The sequence below is a fragment of the Micromonospora sp. DT62 genome (assembly GCF_049847285.1).
GTDB classification, from domain to species: Bacteria; Actinomycetota; Actinomycetes; order Mycobacteriales; family Micromonosporaceae; genus Micromonospora; species Micromonospora reichwaldensis.
Genome location: NZ_JBNCOB010000014.1, coordinates 1 through 18,707, shown reverse-complemented (window position 1 = coordinate 18,707; position 18,707 = coordinate 1). Strand labels below are relative to the sequence as shown.

The 18,707-nt window shown below is 75.7% G+C and carries 16 protein-coding genes; 2 read left to right on the top strand and 14 right to left on the bottom strand.

Features of this window, described 5'->3' with window-relative positions; all coding sequences use genetic code 11:
* Positions 1-107: 107 nt before the first annotated feature.
* From ACPXCB_RS19580 to ACPXCB_RS19525, 12 genes are all read right to left on the bottom strand, one after another.
* Positions 108-1,859, bottom strand: coding sequence for a CTP synthase (locus ACPXCB_RS19580; protein ID WP_425877076.1), 1,752 nt, complete (start codon positions 1,857-1,859; stop codon positions 108-110).
* 151 nt (positions 1,860-2,010) lie between these two features.
* Positions 2,011-4,398 (bottom strand): hypothetical protein, encoded by a 2,388-nt coding sequence (locus tag ACPXCB_RS19575; protein ID WP_425877075.1) that lies wholly within the window; start codon positions 4,396-4,398, stop codon positions 2,011-2,013.
* Positions 4,398-5,567: a glycosyltransferase family 4 protein gene (locus ACPXCB_RS19570; protein ID WP_425877074.1), complete on the bottom strand. Its 1,170-nt coding sequence runs from the start codon at positions 5,565-5,567 to the stop codon at positions 4,398-4,400. The genes ACPXCB_RS19575 and ACPXCB_RS19570 overlap by 1 nt, the downstream gene beginning before the upstream one ends.
* A gap of 55 nt (positions 5,568-5,622) precedes the next feature.
* On the bottom strand, positions 5,623-7,326 hold the full coding sequence (locus ACPXCB_RS19565) for a lipid II flippase MurJ (protein ID WP_425877073.1): 1,704 nt from the start codon (positions 7,324-7,326) through the stop codon (positions 5,623-5,625).
* 1 nt (position 7,327) lies between these two features.
* Positions 7,328-8,194 carry a hypothetical protein gene (locus tag ACPXCB_RS19560; protein ID WP_357580373.1) on the bottom strand — a complete coding sequence of 289 codons (867 nt, stop codon included), beginning with the start codon at positions 8,192-8,194 and terminating at the stop codon, positions 7,328-7,330.
* A gap of 61 nt (positions 8,195-8,255) precedes the next feature.
* Positions 8,256-9,194, bottom strand: coding sequence for a copper transporter (locus ACPXCB_RS19555; protein ID WP_425877072.1), 939 nt, complete (start codon positions 9,192-9,194; stop codon positions 8,256-8,258).
* 27 nt (positions 9,195-9,221) lie between these two features.
* Positions 9,222-10,400: a putative cytokinetic ring protein SteA gene (steA, locus tag ACPXCB_RS19550; protein ID WP_425877071.1), complete on the bottom strand. Its 1,179-nt coding sequence runs from the start codon at positions 10,398-10,400 to the stop codon at positions 9,222-9,224.
* 119 nt (positions 10,401-10,519) lie between these two features.
* Positions 10,520-12,277: a DNA repair protein RecN gene (recN, locus tag ACPXCB_RS19545; RefSeq protein WP_425877070.1), complete on the bottom strand. Its 1,758-nt coding sequence runs from the start codon at positions 12,275-12,277 to the stop codon at positions 10,520-10,522.
* Positions 12,278-12,392: 115 nt separating this feature from the next.
* A complete protein-coding gene (locus ACPXCB_RS19540) occupies positions 12,393-13,310 on the bottom strand; it encodes an NAD kinase (RefSeq protein ID WP_425877069.1) in 918 nt (305 codons plus the stop codon).
* Positions 13,311-13,350: 40 nt separating this feature from the next.
* The gene (locus ACPXCB_RS19535; RefSeq protein ID WP_151455230.1) at positions 13,351-14,211 is read right to left on the bottom strand and encodes a TlyA family RNA methyltransferase; all 861 of its coding nucleotides are present in this window, start codon (positions 14,209-14,211) and stop codon (positions 13,351-13,353) included.
* Positions 14,212-14,232: 21 nt separating this feature from the next.
* Positions 14,233-14,538 (bottom strand): hypothetical protein, encoded by a 306-nt coding sequence (locus tag ACPXCB_RS19530; protein ID WP_425877068.1) that lies wholly within the window; start codon positions 14,536-14,538, stop codon positions 14,233-14,235.
* Between the two features lie 28 nt (positions 14,539-14,566).
* The gene (locus tag ACPXCB_RS19525) at positions 14,567-15,169 is read right to left on the bottom strand and encodes a hypothetical protein (RefSeq protein ID WP_425877067.1); all 603 of its coding nucleotides are present in this window, start codon (positions 15,167-15,169) and stop codon (positions 14,567-14,569) included.
* A gap of 113 nt (positions 15,170-15,282) precedes the next feature.
* Between ACPXCB_RS19525 and ACPXCB_RS19520 the strand changes: the two genes are divergently transcribed.
* A complete protein-coding gene (locus ACPXCB_RS19520; protein WP_425877163.1) occupies positions 15,283-15,621 on the top strand; it encodes an SCP2 sterol-binding domain-containing protein in 339 nt (112 codons plus the stop codon).
* A 135-nt stretch (positions 15,622-15,756) separates the two neighbouring features.
* Here ACPXCB_RS19520 and ACPXCB_RS19515 read toward each other — a convergent pair whose 3' ends face one another.
* Together ACPXCB_RS19515 and ACPXCB_RS19510 are read right to left on the bottom strand one after the other, a co-directional pair.
* Positions 15,757-16,773 (bottom strand): HAD-IIA family hydrolase, encoded by a 1,017-nt coding sequence (locus tag ACPXCB_RS19515; protein ID WP_425877066.1) that lies wholly within the window; start codon positions 16,771-16,773, stop codon positions 15,757-15,759.
* On the bottom strand, positions 16,770-17,819 hold the full coding sequence (locus ACPXCB_RS19510; protein WP_425877162.1) for a tetratricopeptide repeat protein: 1,050 nt from the start codon (positions 17,817-17,819) through the stop codon (positions 16,770-16,772). Before ACPXCB_RS19510 ends, ACPXCB_RS19515 begins: the two co-directional genes overlap by 4 nt.
* Here ACPXCB_RS19510 and ACPXCB_RS19505 point away from each other — a divergent pair.
* Positions 17,775-18,707: hypothetical protein (locus tag ACPXCB_RS19505; protein ID WP_425877169.1), on the top strand; the 933-nt coding region annotated here is incomplete at its 3' end. The two genes, ACPXCB_RS19510 and ACPXCB_RS19505, sit on opposite strands and share 45 nt — an antisense overlap.

Below are 18,707 nucleotides of genomic sequence, written 5' to 3'. Positions count from 1 at the left end.
CGCTGTCGTGCCCGGTGCCCCGCTCGCTCACGCCGCCGCCCCGCTTCGCGTGCCAGCGGCGCGAGGCGCCGCGCTGCAGTGCCCGATGGTTCGCTCGCTACGCTCGCTCACGAGGCCGACGTCGCCTTCGCGGCGGCGCCACCGTTGCGGGCGGCGTTCTGCGCCGCCGCGCTCTCGGCAGCGTCCAGGTCGACCGGGAGCTGGTCGGCCTCCGAGTAGGCCACCGCCGCCTTCACGAAGGAGGCGAACAGCGGGTGCGGCCGGGTCGGCCGGCTCTTCAGCTCCGGGTGCGCCTGGGTGGCCACGAAGAACGGGTGCAGGTCCCGGTCCAGCTCGATGAACTCGACCAGCCGCCCGTCGGGCGAGGTGCCGGAGATGTGCAGGCCCGCCTTGGTCAGCGCGTCACGGTAGGCGTTGTTCACCTCGTACCGGTGCCGGTGCCGCTCGCTGACCTCGGTGCTGCCGTACGCCTCGGCGACCAGCGAGCCCTCGGCGAGCGCCGCCGGGTACGCGCCCAGCCGCATGGTGCCGCCCAGGTCGCCCCTGCCGGCCACGATGTCCTCCTGGTCGGCCATGGTGGCGATGACCGGGTGCGCGGCCTCCTCGTCGAACTCCAGCGAGTTGGCGCCCTCCAGGCCGGCCAGGTGCCGGGCCACGTCGATGGTCATGCACTGCAGGCCGAGGCAGAGGCCGAGCAGCGGGATGCCGTTCTCCCGGGCGTACCGGGCGGTGCCGATCTTGCCCTCGATGCCGCGCACCCCGAAGCCGCCGGGGATGACGATGCCGTCGACGCCGGCCAGAGCGGCCGCCGCGCCGGACGGGGTGACGCACTCGTCGCTGGGCACCCAGCGCAGCTGCACCCGGGACCGGTGGCCGAAGCCGGCGGCCCGGATCGCCTCGCTGACCGACAGGTACGCGTCGGGCAGGTCGACGTACTTGCCGACCACGCCGACGGTGACGGTGTGCCGGGGCTGGTGCACCCGGTCCAGCAGGTCGTCCCAGCTGGCCCAGTCGACGTCCCGGAAGGAGAGGCCGAGGCGGCGCACCACGTACGCGTCGAGTCCCTCGCGGTGCAGCACCTTCGGGATGTCGTAGATGCTCGGCGCGTCCGGGGCGGCGGTGACGGCCTCGCGGTCGACGTCGCAGTAGAGCGACAGCTTCTGCTTGACCTTGTCGGGGATCTCCCGGTCGCAGCGCAGCACCAGCGCGTCGGGCTGGATGCCGATGCTGCGTAGCTGGGCCACCGAGTGCTGGGTCGGCTTCGTCTTCAGCTCGCCCGACGGCGCCAGGTACGGCACCAGCGAGACGTGCAGGTAGAAGCAGTTGTCCCGGCCCAGGTCGTGGCGGACCTGGCGGATCGACTCCAGGAACGGCAGCGACTCGATGTCGCCGACGGTGCCGCCGACCTCGGTGATCACCACGTCCGGCACCTGGCCGTCGTCGTCCGGGGCGGCCATCGCCAGGATCCGCGACTTGATCTCGTTGGTGATGTGCGGGATGACCTGGACGGTGTCGCCCAGGTACTCGCCGCGCCGCTCCTTGGCGATCACCTCCGAGTAGATCTGGCCGGTGGTGACGTTCGCCTTGCCGGAGAGCGCCCGGTCCAGGAACCGCTCGTAGTGCCCGACGTCGAGGTCGGTCTCGGCGCCGTCCTCGGTGACGAAGACCTCGCCGTGCTGGAACGGGTTCATCGTCCCCGGGTCGACGTTGAGGTAGGGGTCGAGCTTCTGCATGACCACGCGCAGGCCGCGCGCGGTGAGCAGGTTGCCGAGGCTGGAGGCGGTGAGGCCCTTACCCAGCGAGGAGGCGACTCCCCCGGTGACGAAAATGTGCCTGGTCGTCCGTGCTGAAGGGGCCAAGGCCTGCTCCCGTGTCGTCCGTCGCGGTCGTGCAGACCGCCGTGCCGATCAGCCAAGTGATCACGCGATCCACGGGATTCCACGGTAACACCTCTCCCGGTCCACCCGCCGGGCGCACCCGGAGCGGGCTGCGGGACGTCCCGCAGACGCCTCAGCTGGCGGTGACCTCGGTCGATGTCAGGCCAGCCGGCGCGCGCTCCCCCGCGCCGGTTCCGGCCGTCGGCCCGGCCGCCCCGGTCGCCGGGTCCGGGGCGCGCGGAGCCGGGGGCGCCGCCGCCGTGGCCGGTTCCGCACCTGGATCCGGGGTACGGGCGGCGCCCGGCCCCGCGCCGGTCGGTGCCGGCCGGTCCGGGCCGGCGCCGTCCGGTCCCCCGCCGGTGTCCCCGCCCGAGCCGTCGCCCGTACCGCCGGGCCCCTCGTCGCGCGGGCGGCCCGCGTCGGGCAGCGTGCGGTCCGTGGAGTGGTCGAGCACCCGCAGCGCGGCCAGCGCCGCCATCGGCACCACCAGGGCGGCGGCCGCGCCGGCCACGTCCAGGGCGTCGCCGCCCAGCACCCCGCCGATCACGGCGGCGACGGCGGTGCCGGCCATCGCCGCCCGCATCGCCGGGTAGATGCCGAACAGCCGCATCAGCCCACCCCACGGCTGGAGCAGGGCGAACCAGACCAGCAGGGCGCCGGCCAGGGCCAGCACCGTCAGCGGGCTGTTGACCAGGGTCTCGAAGTTGGCCGTGCTGGAGCGGTGCACGGTGAGCCCGCCGGTGCCGTCACCGACGGCGGCCAGGAACCGGCCGAGGCTGCCCCGCTCGGCGGCGGGCCGACGCAGGTCGAGCACCGCGAAGCCGATCGTCAGCGCGAGCCCGGCCATGGTGGCCCAGGCGAGCCTGCTGATCGTCAGCCAGCCGCCGGCGCTGATCGCCGCGGCGACGCTCAACCCGGCGGTCAGCGCGATCGCGCCGATCGGGTCGGCCCCCAGGTACGGGCTGCCGACGACCAGCACGGCGGCGCCGCCGACGGCCACCATCACGGGCGGCCGCCAGGACCGACGGACCCGCTGGGCCAGCCACCCCGCGCTCAGCAGGGACCCGGCCAGGAACACCCCGAGCCCGACGGTGCCGAGCCCGGCGTACCGGCCGCCCTCCAGGGCGGAGTAGCCGACCACCCCGTTGAGCTGGAGGCGGGCGCCGGTGAGCACGTCCAGCCCCACAGCCAGCGTGGTCAGGCCGGCCACCGCACCGAGCGGACCGAGCGTGCTCGCGTGCCCGGGCGCGAGCCGCACCACGGCGGTCGCGGCGACCAGCAGCAGCACGGTCACCCCGGCGAAGTAGACGCCCGCGTGGTCCCCGCGCCACCAGGGCACGGCGTCGGCCAGCAGCGCGGCCGGGACGGCGAGGGCCGCCGCGACCAGCAGCAGCTCCACGACCGCCACCACCCGCCGCGAGACCGGCTCCGGGCCGTACGGGCCGGCGTGCCGGCGGGCCCGGCGCAGCAGCGGCAGCACCGCCACGGCCAGCAGCACCTGGGCGCCGGCCAGCAGGGTGAAGAACCAGTCGGCCACCCGGCGCTGGGCGGCCGCCTCCCGGTCGGCGTCCGCCGGCGCGGCGATCGCGGCGGCGAGGTCCGTCGGCCGCCCGCCGACCGACTCGGCCGGTCGGCCGAGGAAGAGCCGTTCCGGCATCGGCCGGCCCAGCGCGGTGAGCGCGGTCGGCGCGAGGTCGACCAGTTGCAGGTAGCCCTCGCGGCCGGTGCTGGCCGAGGTGAGCCACCCGCCTTCCCAGCCCGGCCCGTCGGCGACGGCGACGTGCAGCCGGGACGGGGCGTCGGTGTCGGACACCCCGGCGACGAGCACCAGCGAGCGGGGCGGCCGGGCGGCCAGCACCCGGGCCAGGCGGGCGTCCGCCTCGCTCGCGACCGCGGCCCGGGCCGCCGGGTCCTCGCCGGTGACCGTGCCGAGGTCGACGATGCTCAGCACGCAGGAGCCGAGCAGGCCCGCCGGGTCCGCCGGGAGCGCCGGCGCGTACCGGTCGACGCGGCCGAACGGTCGGGCGGCGGCCACGGCCGCGCCGGGCCCGACCGCCACCGAGCAGCGCACCGACTCCGCCAGCGCGCCGGGCACCGTGCCCCAGGGCAGCCGCTCCTGGTTGTGCAGGACGACGCTCCCCTGGTCGGGCAGGTTCGCGCCGATGCCGTCGGGCTGCTCGACCGTCACCTGGGCCGGTGGACAGCCCCCGGCCTGACGGCTGCCGTTCCAGGCGGCGTAGCTGCCGGCGCCGAGGGTCAGCCAACCGTCCACCGGGCAGGTCGGGCGGTGCGCGGAACGTACCGACAGGGAGCCGATCGAGCCCTTCTGGGCCATCCGCCACAACGTCGGCGTGGTCTGCGGGTCGACGTCCTCCCAGCGCAGCCCGGCGACCCCGACCAGCACCACGAAGTCGGCGGTACGCCCGGGCGACGCCGCCCGTTCGGGGCGGGCGGTCAGCGCGGTGATGCCCAGCACCACCACGACCAGGGTCAGCAGGATCGGGGCGATTCTGCGCCGCATCACCGGCGTCCCGTCGACGGGGCGTCGGCGCCGGGAGGAGCGGCCGGTCCGGCGCCGTGCGGGGCCAGCTCGGCGTAGAGCGCCGCCAGCTGGGCCAGGGTGTCCGCCTCGGTGGGCCAGGAGGCGGCCCGGGCGGCGCCGCGCCGCGCCAGCTCGGCCCGCCCGGCGTCGTCGTCGAGCAGGGCGCGCACGGCCGCGTCGACGGCGTCCACGTCCGCCGGCGGCACCAGCACCGCGGCGTCGCCGACCAGCTCCGGCAGGCCGCCGACCGCCGTCGCCACCAGTGGTACGCCGGCCCGCATCGCCTCCTGCGCGAAGAGCTGACGGGCCTCCCAGTCGCTGGTCACCAGCGCCAGGTCGGCCCCGGCCAGCAGGTCGGCCACGTCGGTGCGGTGCCCGAGCAGGGTCACCGGGGCCCGGGCGGCGGAGATCCGGGCGGCCAGCGGCAGGTAGGCGGGGCCGCTGCCGGCGATCACCACGACCGGCGCCGGTGTCCGGGTACGCCACCGGGCGGCGGCCTCGACCAGCACGTCGTACCGCTTCTGCGGGTGCAGCCGGCCCACGGAGAGGATCAGCGGCCGGTCCTGGCCGACGCCGAACTCGGCGCGGACGGCGGCCCGGCGGCGGCGCGGCGCGGGCAGTGCCGGCGCGGCGACCGGGGCGAGCCGGGCGTCCGCCGCGCCCAGCGCTGTGGCCCGCTCGACCAGGTCGGTGGAGGCGCCGAGCGCCACCCGGGCGCCCCGGGCGACGACCCGCTCGACGAGGCGCGACACGCCGCCGCGCAGGCCGCCGGCGAGCACCGCGTTGTGCCAGGTGACCACGAGCGGGGCGGCGGGCCGGGCGAGCACGGCGACGAGCCCGGCGCGTAGGCCGTGGGCGTGCAGCACGTCGACCGGTTCGGCGGCGAGGGCCCGGCGCAGCGCGGTGACCGCGCGGGCGTCGGCCGGGGTCGGGCTGGCCGGGATCTCCACCGGCAGGAACCGGGCGCCGACGCCCGTGAAGTCGAACTGCTCCTGCGTGGCGGCGGGGCCGCAGACCAGCACGGAGGCGCCCGCGGCGGTCAGCCCCTCGGCCAGCGAGCGGACGTGCTGCCCGACGCCGCCGGTGCTGGAGGCGAGCAGCAGGGCCACCGTGCCGCGCCAGCCGGGAAACGGTGCCGGCTGCGTCACCGCGACCACCCCCGTTCGTCGGTAGTCGTCGGCCGGTCACCCGTCCTGCACCCGCTCACCGGGACACCGTCTCCTTCCCGCCACCCCGTTCCGGGGGGATGTCGCCCTCGCCCGTCCCATCGGCGGGGGCCGCCGGCCCACGCCGGCCCGCCCTGCCCAGCCGCCGGAGCACCCCGGCGAGCAGCGGCGTCACGTCCCGCCGGTCGACCAGCCAGACGACGGCGAGGAACACGACGCCGACCAGGGCTCCGGACAGCATGCCCTGCACGAGTGCGCCCGGTGTCGTCGGGGTGCCGCCGGCGGCCGCGTCGAGCCAGCGGGCGAGGGCCGTTCCGGCGAGCGCGGCCAGGGCGCCGGCGAGCAGTCCGGCGGCGCCGGCCCGGCCCGCTCCGGCGAGCGCGGGGCGCCCGGCCGAGCGCCACACCGCGACGAGCAGCAGCCCGCCGAGCAGCACCATCCCGGCCGAGTTGGCCAGGGCGACCGCGAGCACCCGGTCCCGCAGCGGCAGCACCGCGGCCAGCAGCAGGGCGGTGGCCGGAACCGTCAGGAAGCCGGCAGCGATGGCGACGGTCGCCGCCCGGGTCTCCCCCCGGGCGTAGAGGGCCCGGCTCAGCAGCGCGTAGAGCCCGTAGCCGAGCAGGCCCGGCGCGAACCCGGCGATCGCCGCGGCGGCCGTGCCCGCCGGGGCCGGCGCGAAGAAGAGGTGGCCGACGGGGACAGCCGTGCCCACCAGCGCGGCGGCCCCCAGGCAACTGAACAGCAGCACGCCGCGTACGGCCGGCGCCAGGGTGGCGCGGTAGCCATCCTCGTCGCCCGCCGCGCGGGCCGCCGCCAGCGCCGGGTACGCGGCGACCGCCAGCGGCACCGCCAGCACGGCCCAGGGCAGCAGGTACAGCGTCTGGGCCAACTGGTAGACGCCCGGGTTCGCCGCCGCGCCGTAGGTGACCTGGTTGAGGCTCACCATCAGGGCGACCTGCTGGGCGGTGACGGCCACCGCGCCGGCCGCCACCAGCCCGCCCACCCGGGCCCGGGCGTCGGCCGGGAAGCCGAAGCCGGGTCGGACCCGCAGCCTCAGCCGGCGGACGGGAACCAGCAGCGACAGGGAGAGCACGACGACGCCCAGCGTGGTGCCGGCGGAGAGCAGCAGTTCGCCGCCGGGGCTCACGTCGGCGACGGTGGCCAGCGGCCCCTCGACGGCGGTGAAGCCCAGGTAGACCACGATGACGGTGAGGCTGGACAGCAGCGGAGCGAGCACCGGCCAGGCGAACCGCCGGTGCGCCTGAAGCACCCCGGTCAGCACGATGCCCACCCCGTACAGCGGCAACTGCGGGGCGAAGACCCGCAGCATCCGCTCGCCGCTGGCCTGCTGGGCGGCGGTCAGCCCTTCGCCGAGCAGCGCGACCACCGGCCCGGCGAGCAGCACCACCAGCACGGCCAGTGGCACCAGCAGGCTCACCGTCCAGGTGAGCAGCGCGCCGGTGGTCCGGGCCACCGCCGCCCGGTCTCCCGTCGCGACGGGACCGGCGAGCAGCGGCACGACCAGGCTCGCCAGCGCCCCGCCGGCCACGATCTCGAAGATGAAGTTCGGCACCGCGTTCGCCACCACGTAGGTGCCGCCGAGGTCGGTCGGGGCCAACGTCCAGGTGAAGACGGCGGTACGGCCGAAGCCGGCGAGCCGGCTGAGGACGGTGAGTACGGCGATGAGCGCGGCCGCTCCGGCGACACGGCCGGCGCCGGCGAGGGGTGCCGGGGTCGTCACGTCAGTCGGCGCGCCGGCCCAGTGCGTCGAGCTCGCGCAGCCCGGGGGTGCGCTGGATGACCTGGGTGAAGCTGACCTTCTCGCTGGCCGCGGTGAGGCCGGCGAGCACGGCGAGCAGCCCGGCCCGCCCGACGGGCCCGGTACGCGCGGCCAGCGCCACGCCGAGCAGCGCGCCGAGCGCGTTCGCGCCGCTGTCGCCGAGCATCACGTCCTCGCCGAGGTCGGCGGGGAGCAGCCCGGCGGCGGCCCCGACGGCACCGGCGGCGATCCCGCCGTGCGGGCCACCGGCCAGCGGGGCGCCGAGCAGGAGGCCGGACTTCAGCGCCCGGCCGGGACGCAGGTCCAGCAGGTTGAGCAGGTTCGCGGTGCCGGCGATGACACCGGCGCCGAGCAGCACGTCGACGCCCCGCCCCAGCGCGCCCTGCCGCTGGCGACGCCGATGCCCGGCGACCCGGGGGTCGGCGGCGAGCAGCGCGGCGGCGCCGAGGCCCGCGGCCCCCACCCCCACGACCTTGACCAGCCCAGCGGTGACCCGGCCCTCGCGCAGCGCGGCCAGGTGCCCGGCGAACCCCTTGGCCGCCTTCTGCTCCGGCCGGGTGCCGACCACGTCGTCGTAGAGCCCGACCGCCCCGGCGCCCACCCCGGCGACCAGGGCCGCGGCTCCCGACGGGCCGCTGGAGGCGCCGAACGCGCCCGTTGCGGCGGCACCTGCGGCGAGGGCGGGGCCGGCGGCCAGGCTCACCGTGCGGCCGCGGAAGTTGGTGCGCTCCAGCGCGGGCCCGGCCGGCGAGGTGCGCACCTCGCGCAGCGCGTACCGGGCGGCGGCGGCGCCCGCGCCGGCGATCAGCAGTCGACCGAGCAGGCTCACGCGCGTCCCTCCCGCCGTACGTCGGCGAAGCGGGATCCGGACAGCGGGGTACGTCGTTCGCTCACTGGGGCAGTCTAGGCAGCAGGGTGGCGTTGTCGGCGACGCCGTACTGACCGGCCTTCTTTTCGGTGACCTGCTGCACCAGCGCGAGGGCGGTGACCAGTTGGCCCTGGACGGTGTTGGCGTTGTCGACGGTGGAGATGGTCTGCACCAGCACCGGGTCGCTCCGCACGGCGGCCACCAGGTTGCCCCCGGCCGAGCCGTTGCCGCCCACGACGAGCGTCCCGGCCTGGTCGAACTGCTCGGCGACCTTGAGCACCGCCTCGTCCTTCTTCGCCGAGTCCTTGTCCACGTACGGCTGCCCGCTGACCAGGACGACGGCCTCCGCCGGCGCGGTGACCGGCTTCTCGGTGGTCAGGTAGTTGGCGTTGACGTAGGCGGCGAGCACCGCCCGCCGGTCGGCCTCGGTGACGGGGGTGGCGCCGGCCGCCCGGTCGATCAGGACGCTGGCCAGCAGCGCGCTGGACGTCTCGACACCGTTGCTGTTGCTCGGCAGGTCGGCGGTCGGCGCGCCGGTGGGGCGCGCGGCGGTGACCGCCAGCTCCAGCAGGTTGTTGTTGTTGTCCGGGTTGATGAACTTGTCCTGCAGGTCGATGCGGCCGGTCACCTGGGCGCCGGCGAGCTGGAGCATCTTGAGCACGCCTTCGGTGTGGTCGCGCCCGGTGGGCAGGCCGACGACCAGCACCCGCTTGCCGGTCAGCTTGCCGGGCAACAACAACTCCGCTGTCTGGGCCGCGAAGTCCTCCTCGAGCTCGAGTTCCTTCTCCATGCTCTGGACCGCCTGGCGCATCTGCTGGTTGTCCTTGCGCAGCGCGTTGACGTTCTCCTTGAGCGAGTCGGCCACCGGGCCGTTGAGGGCGGCGGTGCCGACCACCAGACCGATCGCCAACGCGAGGAAGACCGCGGTCAGGGACACGACGTGGTACCGGAAGTTGATCACACCTGCAGCCTCTTGATCGGTGGGACGCTAGAAAAGCTGTTCAAGCTGGAACACGAAATTGTTCCACCACTCGGAGACCACGCCCAAGTACGCCTTGCCGACGGTGGAGACCGCCACCGCCGACGCCATCGCCGCGATGGCGGAGAGCACCAGCAGCAGCAGCGACGACCCGGAGATGTTCTGCCGGTAGAGCCGGCTCACGCCCTTGGCGTCGACCAGCTTGCCGCCGACCTTGAGCCGGGTCAGGAACGTGGAGGCCATCCCGCCGCGCCCCTTGTCGAGGAACTCGACGAGGGTGGCGTGGGTGCCGACGGCGACCAGCAGCGAGGCGCCCTTCTCGTCGGCCAGCAGCATGGCCAGGTCCTCGCTGGTCGCCGCCGCCGGGAAGGTCACCGCCGGCACGCCGAGGCCGTTGACCCGGGCCAGGCCGGGCGCCCGGCCGTCCGGGTAGGCGTGCACGATCACCTCGGCGCCGCAGCGCAGCACGTCGTCGGTGACCGAGTCCATGTCGCCGATGATCATGTCCGGCGTGTAGCCGGCCTCCACCAGCGCGTCCGCGCCGCCGTCGACACCGATCAGGACCGGCTTGAACTCGCGGATGTAGGGGCGCAGCACGTCCAGGTCGGCCTTGTAGTCGTAGCCGCGCACCACGATCAGGCAGTGCCGCCCCTGCATCTCGGTCTGGATCTCCGGCACGCCGACCCCGTCGAGGAGCAGGTCGCGCTCCTGGCGGAGGTAGTCCATCGTGTTGGCGGCGAACGCCTCCAACTGGACCGAGAGCCCCTCCCGGGCGTCGGCCATCGACTTGGCCACCGACTCGGCGTCCTGGAGGCTGCCGTGCGCCACCGGCTCGTCGCCGAGGAAGACGGTGTTGCCCTCGATCCGGACGGTGTCGCCCTCGTGGATCCGCTCGAAAACCCCCTCCCCCAGGTCGTCCAGGAGCGGGATGCCGGCGGCGACCAGCACCTCGGGCCCCAGGTTGGGGTAGCGGCCGGAGACCGACGGCTTCGCGTTGAGCACGGCGCCGACACCGACGGCGACGAGCGAGTCGGCGGCGACCCGGTCGAGATCGACGTGGTCGATGACCGCGATGTCACCGGGGCGGAGCCGGCCGACCAGGCGTTTTGTCCGGCGGTCGAGGCGTGCGGTGCCGAGAATCCTGCCCGGTTCCGCGTTCCGGGTCCGGCGCAACGTGGGTAGACGCATCGTGACCATCCTGGCATGTGAGGCAGGCAAATCTGTCGCGACATGCCTGAGCAGGGCCGCCTACCCAGGGAAGCACACTACCGCGCAGGCCGGTGTGCCTGTGCTCACAATCGCCGACTTCACGGGCGCCTTTCCCGGGCCGCCACGGCGAGAAGCTCCTCGGCGTGCGCGATACCCAGGTCGGAGTCGGGCAAACCCGCGAGCATCCGGGCCAGTTCCCGGGCGCGCTCGGTGTCCTCCACCACCCGGACCCCACTGGTGGTGACCGCCCCGCCCGTGTCCTTCGCCACCACCAGGTGCCGGTCGGCGAACGCGGCCACCTGCGGCAGGTGGGTGACGACCAGCACCTGGTGGCTACGGGCCAGCCGGGCCAGCCGCCGGCCGATCTCGACCGCGGCCTGGCCGCCGACCCCGGCGTCGACCTCGTCGAAGACCAGCGTGGGTGGCCCGCCGGAGCCGGCGAAGACCACCTCGATGGCGAGCATCACCCGGGACAGCTCACCGCCGGAGGCGCCGCGCTGCAACGGCAGCGAGGGCGCGCCCGGGTGGGCCAGCAGACGCAGTTCGACCTCGTCGCCGCCATCCGGGCCGACGGCGACCTCGGTGCCGTTGACCAGCAGGGTCGGCTCGGCGCGGCCGGCCGCGCGGGGCAGCACCGCCACCTCGATCCGGGCGTGCGGCATGGCCAGCCCGGCCAGCTCGACGGTGACCTGCTCGGCGAAGCGGGTCGCCGCCTCCTGCCTCGACGCCGACACCCGGCCGGCCAGGTCGGCCACCTCGCCGGCCAGCCGGGAGGCCTCCCGGTCCAGCTCGTCCAGAAGGTCGTCGGAGGTGTCCAGGTCGGCCAGCCGGGTGCGGGCACGCTCGGCCCAGGCGATCACCCCGTCGACGTCGTCGGCGTACTTGCGGGTGAGCGCGCGCAGCGCCGCACGCCGCTCGTAGACGGTCTGCAACCGGGCCGGATCGGCGTCCAGCGCGGCGAGGTAGGCCGACAGCTCGGCGGAGACGTCCGTGACGAGGGTCGCCGCCTCCTCCAGCCGCCCCGCCAGCTCGCCCAGCGCCGGGTCCGTGCCGGCCTGCGCCTCCAGGGTGCGGCGGGCGGTGCCGAGCAGCGCCGCCGCGTCCGGCGTCTCGTCGGTCGCCTCCACGCCGCCGGCCACGCACTGGTGGGCCACCTGCGCCGCGGTACGCAGCCCCTCGGCGTGCTCCAGCCGCTGCGCCTCCGCCTTCAGCTCGCCGTCCTCGCCGGGCTGCGGGTCCACCCGGGTGATCTCGTCGAGGCCGAGGCGCAGCAGGTCCGCCTCCTGGTTGCGCTCGCGGGCGTTGCGCCGCCGGTCGGACAGGTCGTCGACCACCGCGCGCCAGCGGGCGTACGCCTCGCGCAGCGCGTCGAGCAGCTTCTCGTGCTCCGGGCCGGCGAAGCGGTCCAGCGCGGCCCGCTGCTCGGCCGGCCGCAGCAGCCGCAGCTGGTCGGACTGGCCGTGCACGGCCACCGCCTGCTCGCCCACCTCGCCGAGCATCGACACCGGCATGCTCCGCCCGCCCAGGTGCGCCCGGGAGCGGCCCTCCACGGTGACGGTGCGGCTCAGCAGCACCGAGCCGTCCTCGTCGGGCTCGCCGCCCGCGTCGGTGATCCGCGCGTGCACGGTGGCGGCGACGCGGCCCGCGAGCCGCAGCCGGCCCTCGACCACCGCCCGGCCCGGCTGGGCGCGCACCCGCCCGGCGTCGGCCCGCCCGCCGAAGAGCAGGCCGAGGCCGGTGACCACCATGGTCTTGCCCGCCCCGGTCTCGCCGGTGATGACGTTCATGCCGCCGGTCAGCGGCAGCGTGGTGTCCTCGATGACGCCCAGTCCGGTGATGCGCAGCTCTTCCAGCACAGCAACCGACAGTAGACGCGGCCCCCGACACTTGACCAGCCGGCGTGCGCGCGCCGGTGCGTCCGCCCGCCGACACCCCGCCGGGGCGGCCCATCGGCGCTGGCCGGACCCCGGGTCAGCGGCGGTTGCCGCGCCAGCCGTGCACGGGCAGGTCGAACTTCGCCACCAGCCGGTCGGTGAACGGGCGGTCCCGCAGCCGCACGACGCGCACCGGCAGCGCGCCGCGCCGCACGGTGACCCGCGCCCCGGGCGGCAGGTCGTAGACGCGTCGGCCGTCGCAGGACATCACGGCGAGGGTGGTGAACGGGTCGACGGTGATGACGAACGTGGAGGTGGGCGCGGTGACCAGCGGCCGGCTGAACAGCGCGTGCGCGCTGATCGGCACCAGCAGCAGGGCCTCCACCTCCGGCCAGACCACCGGCCCGCCGCCCGAGAACGCGTACGCCGTCGAGCCGGTGGGGGTCGCGCAGACCACGCCGTCGCAGCCGTACCGCGACAGCGGGCGGCCGTCCACGTCGACCATCAGCTCCAGCATCTGGGCGCGCTCGCCCTTCTCGACGCTGATCTCGTTGAGGGCCCAGGACTCGATGGTCGGCCCGCCGTCGAACTCGGCGGTCACGTCGAGGGTGAGCCGCTCGTCGACGGTGTAGTTGCGCTCGACCACGTCGCGTACCGCGCTGTCCAGGTCGTCGATCTCGGCCTCGGCGAGGAAGCCGACCTTGCCGAGGTTGATGCCGATCAGCGGCACCTTCTCCGGGCGGGCCAGCTCCGCCGCGCGCAGGAAGGTGCCGTCCCCGCCGAGCGCGAAGACGATCTCCGCGCCCGCGGCCGCCTCGATGCCGGTCACCGGGACCACTCCGGGCAGGTCGAGGTCTTCGGCCTCCTCGGCGACGACCCGCACCTCGAAGCCGGCCGAGATCAGGTCGGCGGCGACGGCGCGGGCGTGCTCGGTGCTGCGCCGGCGACCGGTGTGCGTCACCAGCAGCGCCGTGCGGCTCACCGGGACGGCCGTCCCGTCGCGCCCGCGCGGCATCCGCGCGGCACGCCCGCGACCGCGGGGCTCGCCAGTCCACTCACCCGGCCACCTCCTCCGTCGCCGCGTCCGGCTGGTCGCCGGACGGCACCGGGCCACCCGGCCCGGCGGTCACCACCGCGCGCACCCGCTCCGGGTCGGCCGGCGGTGCGTCCCGGCGTAACCATACGAAGAACTCGACGTTGCCGCTCGGCCCGGGCAGCGGACTCGCGGCCACGTCGGCCAGGCCGAGGTCGAGCCGGGCCGCCGCGGCGGCCACGTCGAGCACGGCCTCCGCGCGCAGCGACGGGTCCCGGACCACCCCGCCGGCACCCACCCGCTCCTTGCCGACCTCGAACTGCGGCTTCACCATCAGCGCCAGGTCACCGTCGGGCCGCGTGCAGCCGGCCAGCGCCGGCAGCACCAGCCGCAGGGAGATGAACGACAGGTCGGCGACCGTGAGGTCGACCGGGCCGTCGATGACCTCCGGCGTCAGCGTACGGACGTTGGTGCGCTCGAAGACCCGCACCCGGGGATCGTTGCGCAGCGGCCAGGCGAGCTGCCCGTAGCCGACGTCGACCGCGACCACCTCCGCCGCGTCGGCGCGCAGCAGCACGTCGGTGAAGCCGCCGGTGGAGGCACCCGCGTCCAGGCACCGCCGGCCGGCCACGGTCAGCCCGCCCGGGGCGAAGGCAGCCAGCGCGCCGGCCAGCTTGTGCCCGCCCCGGGAGACGTACTCCGAGCCGGGGTCCTCGCCGGTGACCAGGAGCGGATCGGCGGGGTCGACCATCGCGGCGGGCTTGCGGGCCGGTACGCCGCGCAACTGGACCCGGCCGGCCTCCACCAGCGCGGCGGCCTGCTCCCGGGAGCGGGCCAGCCCGCGGCGGACGAGTTCGGCGTCCAGCCGGTTACGACGTGCCATGCGTGGTTCTTCTCCGGTCGGTCAGGTCTGGTCGATGGTGGCGAGGGTCTCCCGCAGCGTCTCGTACGCCGCCTCGTACTGCGCGATCTGGTCGGCCGGGGCGAGCGTCGCGGCGTTGGCCATGGCCCGTACGGCGGCGTCCACGGCGGGATGCCGGTCCTCGCCGAGGTCCTCGGCGGACTCCGGCAACGGCGGGGCGGGGCGCGGGCCCGGCCGGGCGCCGGGCGGCGGACCGGGGCGGAACGGGCCGGTCGCCGAACCGTGGCCGGCACCCGGCGGGCCGGGGCGGGCGCCGGGCGGCGGGCCGGGCCGGTAGGGGCCGCTCACGATCCGCTCCCGGCCGGGGCCGGGCGCATCACGCCTCGTCCTCCGGCGGCCGCTTGCGGGCCGGTGCCTTCTTCGCCGGCTGGACCGGCTCCGCGGCGCCCTCGGTCGGGGCGAGGGCCGACGGCGTCCGCTTGGCCACCGCCTTCTTCGCCACGGCCTTCTTGGCCAGCGCCTTCTTCGCGACGGCCGGCCTCGCCACCGGGGCGGGGGCCGCCGAGGTCGGTACGGCCGGCTCGGCCGCCCCCGGGGCGGGCGACGGCCCGGCGGCGGGCACCGGGTGCGCCGACGCTTCGGTGCGGGCGGGCACCGGCGGCGGGGCGCCGAGGGTCGCCTTGGTGTCCCGGAGCTGGCGCTCGAGTTCGTGCACCCGTCGGGTCAGTTCGGCGACCTCGTCGGCGGTGGCGAGCCCCACCGCGCCGAGGGCGCGGTCCACTTCGAACCGCACCAGCTTGGTCAGCGACTCCCGGTTGGCCGCGCCCGTGGAGACCAACTCCTCGGCGAGGGTCTGCAGCTGGGCGGCGGTCGCCCCGCCCGAGCCGACGACCCGGCGAACCGCGTCCTGGGCCTTCTTCCGGGGCGCCTCCGTCAGGCCCATGGCCAGCTCGAGGTAGGCGCGCCACGCGTCCTGCATGCCTGTTTCCTTCCGCGGGGCGGGGGTGTGCAGGTGCCACGCTACCGGGCGCCCCGCGACGCCCTGTGCGGTACGGTGCCGGGGACGGCGTGGCGAGCGGTGAGGGGGCGATGGTGGCCAGCGTGGACGAATGCCGGCAGGCGTTGCGGGATCTGGCGGCCCGGCTGGACCGCAACGCGGAGACGGTGCGGGAGAAGGTCGACTTCGACCGGACGCTGGCCTGCCGGATCACCGACCTGGAGACCGCCTTCCACGGCCGGCTCTCCGGTGGCCGCCTGGTCGACCTGGCCGACGGCGACGACCCGAAGGCCAAGATCGCGCTGAGCACCGGCAGCGACGACCTGCTCGCACTGGTCCGCGGTGACCTCGACATCACCCGCGCGGTCACGTCCCGACGGGTGTCGATCAAGGCCAACCCGCTCGACCTGATGAAGCTGCGCAAGCTGCTCTGAGTCAACCCGCGCATGGCCTGGCCCGGCAACGCGGGTGGCCGGCGGCGCAATGGAGTTCGGCGTCGTGCGGCCGACAGAGGGATGAATTCGGCGTTGGCGGCCGTCAGCCGGATCGAGTTCGGCGGCGGCCAGCTGTCAGGCGGACAGGCCGAGTTCGGCCAGTGCCTTCTCCGCCTCGGCCGAGCCGGGACGGATCCGCGCCGGCCGCGTCGACCAGGCGGTCGCGCAGAGCGCCGCCAGGGCGTCCAGCGCGCGGCCCGACCCGGCCAGCTCCAGCGCGTCGTCCCGCGAGGTCACCGACCATCCGCCGGCGTCCGCCGGGCCCGGGACCCGCACCACTGCCGCCGGGTCGAAGAGCCCCGCCAGGTCCATCGAGACGTACGTCGGCCTGCGGTGCGCCGGGGCGGCGAGCAGCTCGGCCGCGTCACTCACGCCGGTGAGCACCAGCAGACTGTCCAGTCCGGCCCGGCGGGCGCCCTCGATGTCGGTGTCCAGCCGGTCGCCGACCAGCAGCGTCCGGCCCTCGCCGGCACGTCGGGCCGCCGTGGTGAACAGCGCCGGCTCGGGCTTGCCGACGACCACGTCAGGATCCCGGCGCAGCGCGGTACGCAGCACGGCGACCAGGGCACCGTTGCCCGGCAGTGGTCCGCGATCGCTGGGCAGGGCCGGGTCGGTGTTGGTGGCGACCCAGGTCGCGCCGCCGCGTACGGCCACCGACGCCTCGGCCAGGTCCGCCCAGCAGACCTGCGGGCCGAACCCCTGCACCACCGCGACCGGCGACTCGTCGGCCCGGGACACCGGGGTCAGCCCGACCGCGCGCAGCTCGGCCCGCAGAGCCTCGGTGCCGACGACCAGCACCGCGGCGCCGGCGGGAAGCTGGTCGCGAAGCAGCTCCGCGGCGGCCGCCGCCGAGGTGAGCACCTCCTCGGGCCGGGCGGGCACGCCCATCCCGGTGAGCAGGTCGGCCACCTCGCTGGAGCGGCGCGAGGCGTTGTTGGTCGCGTACGCCACCGAGCGGCCCTCGGCGTGCAGCCGGCCGACCGCCTCGACCGCGCCGGGGACCGGCCGGTCGATCAGGTAGATCACGCCGTCCAGGTCGAAGACGACCAGGGCGTACCCGTCGACCAGCCGCTCCCCGGCACCCGTCGTCATCGCTGCGCAGTGTCCGACTCGCCGGAGGTGGTGGGCTCGCCACCGTCGGTGGCAGCCCCGCTGCCGTCGCCGGGCGTACCGGCGGCATCGGCGCCCGCCTCGTCGTCGGCGAGCTCGTCGTCGGTCAGGTCGTCCGACGGCACCGCCGCGACCGCGGCCTCGTCCTGCTCGTCGTCTTCGTCGTTCTCGTCGTCTTCGTCGTCGTCTTCGTCTTCGTCGGCGTCGTTCTCGTAGTCGTCGTCTTCGTCTTCGTCGTCTTCGTCGTCTTCGTCTTCGTCGTCGTCGTCGGCGTCGTTCTCGTCGTCGTCTTCGTCTTCTTCGTCCTCGGTCGGCTCCGTGTCGCCGGCGAGGTCGGCGTCCGGCCGGGCCGGTACCGCGCCCGGGGCGCCGGGGCCGGAGGCGATCGCCTCGGCGGACTCCTCGTCCTCCTCGTCGCCCTCGATCACCACACCGTCGAGCTCCAGCAGCCGCTCGGCGGCGTCGGTCTCGCTCTCGGTGTCGACGTCGGCGGCCCGGGAGAACCACTCGCGGGCCTCGTCACGACGACCGACCGCGAGCAGCGCGTCGGCGTACGCGTACCGCAGCCGGGCCGTCCACGGCTCGGCCGTCTCGCTCGTCAGTTCGGGAACCTGGAGCATGGCCACGGCGGCGTCCTTCTGGCCCAGGTCGCCGCGCGCCCCGGCCGCCACGATCAGCAGCTCGGTCGCCACGGCCTGGTCCAGCTTCTCCCGGTCCGCGCCACGGAACAGGTCGATCGCCCGCTCGGGCCGGCCCAGGGCCCGCTCGCAGTCCGCGAGCACGGCCAGGTGGCTCTGCAACCCGCTCATCCGGTGGTACGTGCGCAGCTCCGCGATCGCGGTCTGCCACTCCCCCGCGTGGTACGCGGCCAGGCCGACCGCCTCGCGGACGGCCGCGATCCGGGACGCCAGCCGACGGGCCGCCAGCGCGTGCGCCAGCGCCTCGGCCGGGTCCTCGTCGATCAGCTGACCCGTCGCCACCAGATGCCGGGCGACCGTCTCAGCGACCGGCTTCGCCAGCGAGAGCAGCTCGGCCCGGACGTCCTTGTCGAGGTCGGTCGCGACGATCTCGTCGGGCAGCGCGGGGGCCGCCGTACGCTCCCCCTCCGCCTCCGGACGCTCCCGCCGCTCGTCGCGACGCTCTCCGCCCCGGAAGCCGCCCTCACGACGGTCACCCTGGCGTTCTCCGCCCCGGTAGCCGCCCTCGCGGTCACCACCCCGGTAGCCGCCTGGACGGTCGCCGCCCTCACGACGGTCGCCGCCACGGAAGCCGCCTTCGCGGTCACCGCCCCGGTAACCACCCGGACGGTCGCCACCACGGAACCCGCCCTCACGGTCGCCACCACGGAAGCCACCCGGACGGTCGCCACCCTCACGACGGTCGCCGCCACGGAAGCCACCCTCGCGGTCACCGCCACGGAAACCGCCTGGACGGTCGCCGCCCTCACGGCGGAAACCACCCTCACGCGGCGGCCCCGAACGGAAACCACCCTCACGGTCACCCCCGCGGAAACCACCCGGACGGTCGCCACCCTCACGACGGTCGCCGCCACGGAAGCCACCCTCGCGGTCACCACCCCGGTAGCCGCCTGGACGGTCGCCACCCTCACGACGGTCGCCGCCGCGGAAGCCGCCCTCACGCGGCGGACCCGAACGGAAACCACCCTGGCGCTCGCCACCCTCACGACGGTCGCCGCCACGGAAGCCACCCTCGCGGTCACCGCCACGGAAGCCACCCGGACGGTCGCCGCCCTCACGACGGTCGCCACCGCGGAAGCCGCCTTCGCGGTCACCGCCACGGAAACCACCCGGACGGTCGCCACCCTCACGACGGTCCCCACCGCGGAAGCCGCCCTCACGCGGCGGACCCGAACGGAAACCACCCTGGCGCTCGCCACCCTCACGACGGTCGCCGCC

Excerpts from the sequence above, each read along its gene's own strand:
- ACPXCB_RS19515 (WP_425877066.1), bottom strand. The coding sequence starts at position 16,773 with ATGACGACGGGTGCCGGGGAGCGGCTGGTCGACGGGTACGCCCTGGTC.
- ACPXCB_RS19575 (WP_425877075.1), bottom strand. The coding sequence starts at position 4,398 with ATGCGGCGCAGAATCGCCCCGATCCTGCTGACCCTGGTCGTGGTGGTG.
- steA (WP_425877071.1), bottom strand. The coding sequence starts at position 10,400 with ATGCGTCTACCCACGTTGCGCCGGACCCGGAACGCGGAACCGGGCAGG.
- ACPXCB_RS19540 (WP_425877069.1), bottom strand. The coding sequence starts at position 13,310 with ATGCCGCGCGGGCGCGACGGGACGGCCGTCCCGGTGAGCCGCACGGCG.
- ACPXCB_RS19525 (WP_425877067.1), bottom strand. The coding sequence starts at position 15,169 with ATGCAGGACGCGTGGCGCGCCTACCTCGAGCTGGCCATGGGCCTGACG.
- ACPXCB_RS19535 (WP_151455230.1), bottom strand. The coding sequence starts at position 14,211 with ATGGCACGTCGTAACCGGCTGGACGCCGAACTCGTCCGCCGCGGGCTG.